This is a genomic window from Caballeronia sordidicola, assembly GCF_002220365.1.
Classification (GTDB): Bacteria; Pseudomonadota; Gammaproteobacteria; order Burkholderiales; family Burkholderiaceae; genus Caballeronia; species Caballeronia sordidicola_C.
Window position 1 is genome coordinate 1 of the sequence record NZ_MTHB01000292.1, and the last position, 2,925, is coordinate 2,925.

The following is a 2,925-nucleotide window of genomic DNA, read 5'->3' on the forward strand; positions in this document are numbered from 1 at the left end:
CCGTGTCAGTTCCATACGGCGAGTGCGAGACATCCATGCGTACAAGTCGGCTGAGAAGGAGGGAGAATGGCTGACGATGTTCGAAGCCGCAAAACTGCTCGGCGTCACCAGTCACGCGATCCGCCGGTTGATCAACGATCGGGTTCTGCCAGCCGAGCAGGTGATGCCCGACGCCCCGTGGCAGATTCGCGCGAGTGATCTACGCAGCGAGGTTGTTACGTCGGCGCTAACACGCAAACATCGCCCGTGTCGCAACGATGTCGAAGGACAAATCCCAATGTTTATCGAGGTTTCGGAAGGAGGTGCACAATGAACGCCCCATTGCAAACGGTCGAACTTCGCGCTCCATGACGTTATTGTCTATCGGGGCACGAGCGTCTTCAACGTAGCGTGACATGTAGACCCACTGGTTACGCGTGTAGCTGATGGCCTTGCCAATCAGGCTCTGGGGCAAGACTTGGTCGGCCTGCTCGTCCAGCCATTTCTTGAATGCTTCAAGCAACGGCACGCTGTGCTTTTGACGTAGCCGGTACGTGTAGTCGATGCGCGTCTCGCCCTCGGGCAGATCGCCCCGCGCGAGCCGCTCGACTTCATAGAGTGCCTTGAAGAATTCGAGACCCTGTTTCGCACGCCCGTCGGGCTTCTTCTGTGCCTTGAATGCTTCGTCGAATTTGCGTCTTGCATGGGCGGCACAACCGTAATGCGTTACGCCCTTCACCGTGCGCCACGCGCTGTAGCCATCGCTCATGAGCATACCTTCGTAGCCGGCGAGAAACAGTTGGGGATGCGCCTGCTCGCGCCCCGGCTGGTATTCAAACAGCACCACCGGCTGCTCGCAGTCCTGAGCGCTTCTATAGGTCCACATGTACGACTTGCTTTGCGCGCTCTTGCCGGGTTCTTTGAGCACCTGCACCGTGGTCTCGTCGCCGTGAATCAGCGGCTGCGATAACAGAATGACGCGCATCGCATCGTACAGCCTTGTCAGATGGAGCTCGGTGGGTTTGATGACCCAGTTTCCCATCGTGCCACGCCCCACGTCGATGCCCGAGCGCGCCAGCACGTCCTCCATTCGGTACAGCGGCGTGCCGTCGACGAATTTACCCGTCATGACGGTGGCGATCACGTTCGCACTCGCGTTGCTTCCCGGCAGCGGCTGGGTCGGCATCTTGGCAGTCACGATGGTCGTGCTCTCAGCGTGGCGCTGGCAGTGGCGACAACCATATTTGAAGCGTGCGTGCTGCAGCACCCGGACCTTCGCGGCAATCAGGTCCATCTGCTCGCTTAGCTCTTCGCCGATCTTGTGCATCGCGCCCTGACAGCACGGGCAGAGCTTCTCGTGCTCGCTCAAGTCGTATTCGATACGTGTGCGTCGCAGGTGCGCGGGAAGTGGCCGGCGACCGCGCTTCTGGCCAACAGGCGCCTGCGTTTGCGGCAAGCCCGTGTCGGGCAGCGTCAGGACATCGTCGTAGTCGGGTTCACTCTGTCACCTTTCGGCGTAATGGCGCCGGGCGTTTTCGCCTTAATGACGCCACCGGAAACGAGGCAATTGGAGGGTTCGAACGGGGATCAAGGTTGCTTGATTTTGCCTCCTTTTGCAAGCTCGGTTCTAGGTGATTCGACGCCCGGCTTTGGTCCGCGATAGCTCTCGCCGTCGAGGACGATTTTGTAGGCACCATGACGCAAGCGGTCAAGGGTTGCCGCGCCGATCATCTTGTTACCTGGGAATGCTTCGCCCCATTCTGGGAAGTCCAGATTTGAAGTCAAGATCGTTGCCGCGCGCTCATAACGCTCGGCGATCAGGTCGTGGAAGTCTTCATCGTCCGGCGAACGCAGTGGCTTAAGTCCGAAGTCGTCAATGATCAGAAGTGGGAGCTTGGCGAGATACTGGAAACGGCGGTCGTAGGTGCCCACGGCCGCCGCGCTGCGTAGACTTGCCAGCAACTGGCTTTGCGTAGAGAACAAGACATCGTGTCCTTGCCGCGCAGCTGCGTGTCCCAGCGCTTGTGCGAGATGACTCTTGCCAGTCCCACAGGGGCCGGCAATCAGAACTGCTACTTTCTCGTCGATGAATCGGCCTGTGGCGAGGTCGTGGATGGCGGCTCGATTCAAACCGGGTAGCCGATCGAAGTCGAATCCTTCGAGTGTCTTCTGGCTACGGAAGTTGGCGCGTCGCATGCGCAAGCTGAGTTTCTTGTTATCGCGCCGGGCTACTTCATCATGGATGAGCAGCGACAGGAATTCGGTGAAGGCGAGCTGGCGATCGATGGCCTCGCGATTTCGCGCTTCCAGCGAATCGAGGATGCCGGACAAGCGCAGTTGTTTGAGCAGCGGCGTTAGTTCAGGAATGGGATGCATGGCGCGCCTTTATTGGAGAATGGTTTGAGTGTTGCGGCAGAAGCGGCCACCTTCGGTATAGGTGCTCGCCAGCGCATCAAAGGCGTTTAACAGCGTCAGTTGATCCAATCCCTTTTGCAGGATGGTTTTAACCGCTGTGTAGTGCGGCGTGCCGTAATGGTTTGCGCGCGAGCAAGCTGCTTCGAGTCGAATCGCGCCGTATTTCTGTTTAAGCCGCAACACACCCTGCACCGAGCGCATCTTGATTAAGACTTTGTCGCCGAAGAGCGCATGAACCAGGGCGTAGCAGGCAGGCCCGATCTGCTCAGCAGTTGCCAGACACCACTGGGTATCCTGCAGTTGCCACGCTTGAGCAGCGGATGGCAGATGATCGTCTACAGTGCGGCGGCCGCCCGGACGGGTAAGACGCACGTGGGCCGCAACTGATTCCTGCCCGCGATAGAGTGTCACCATGGTGTCGGTTGCCTTAAGCCATAACTCTTGGCCGACTAGTCGATACGGGACCGAGTAAAAACTCTGCTCGAACTGAACATGAGCGTCACGGTGCACCTTCCCCTTAGCCCAAACTGC

General features: G+C 58.8%; 3 protein-coding genes and 1 pseudogene. 1 reads left to right on the forward strand and 3 read right to left on the reverse strand.

Going from position 1 to position 2,925, the window contains the following annotated elements; all coding sequences use genetic code 11:
* Positions 1 to 76 precede the first annotated feature (76 nt).
* Positions 77 to 313, forward strand: coding sequence for a helix-turn-helix domain-containing protein (locus BSU04_RS49085; RefSeq protein ID WP_373452926.1), 237 nt, complete (start codon positions 77 to 79; stop codon positions 311 to 313).
* On the opposite strand, the pseudogene tnpC reads toward BSU04_RS49085, so the two are convergent.
* The 3 genes and pseudogenes from tnpC to BSU04_RS42915 form a co-directional block, all read right to left on the reverse strand.
* A pseudogene (gene tnpC / locus BSU04_RS42905) lies at positions 227 to 1,450 on the reverse strand (IS66 family transposase); the annotation flags it as partial. The gene BSU04_RS49085 and the pseudogene tnpC overlap by 87 nt on opposite strands.
* Before the next feature lie 116 nt (positions 1,451 to 1,566).
* A complete protein-coding gene (gene istB / locus BSU04_RS42910; RefSeq protein ID WP_086380516.1) occupies positions 1,567 to 2,355 on the reverse strand; it encodes an IS21-like element helper ATPase IstB in 789 nt (262 codons plus the stop codon).
* A gap of 9 nt (positions 2,356 to 2,364) precedes the next feature.
* The coding region (locus tag BSU04_RS42915) for a Mu transposase domain-containing protein (RefSeq protein WP_441300100.1) at positions 2,365 to 2,925 on the reverse strand (561 nt) is incomplete at its 5' end.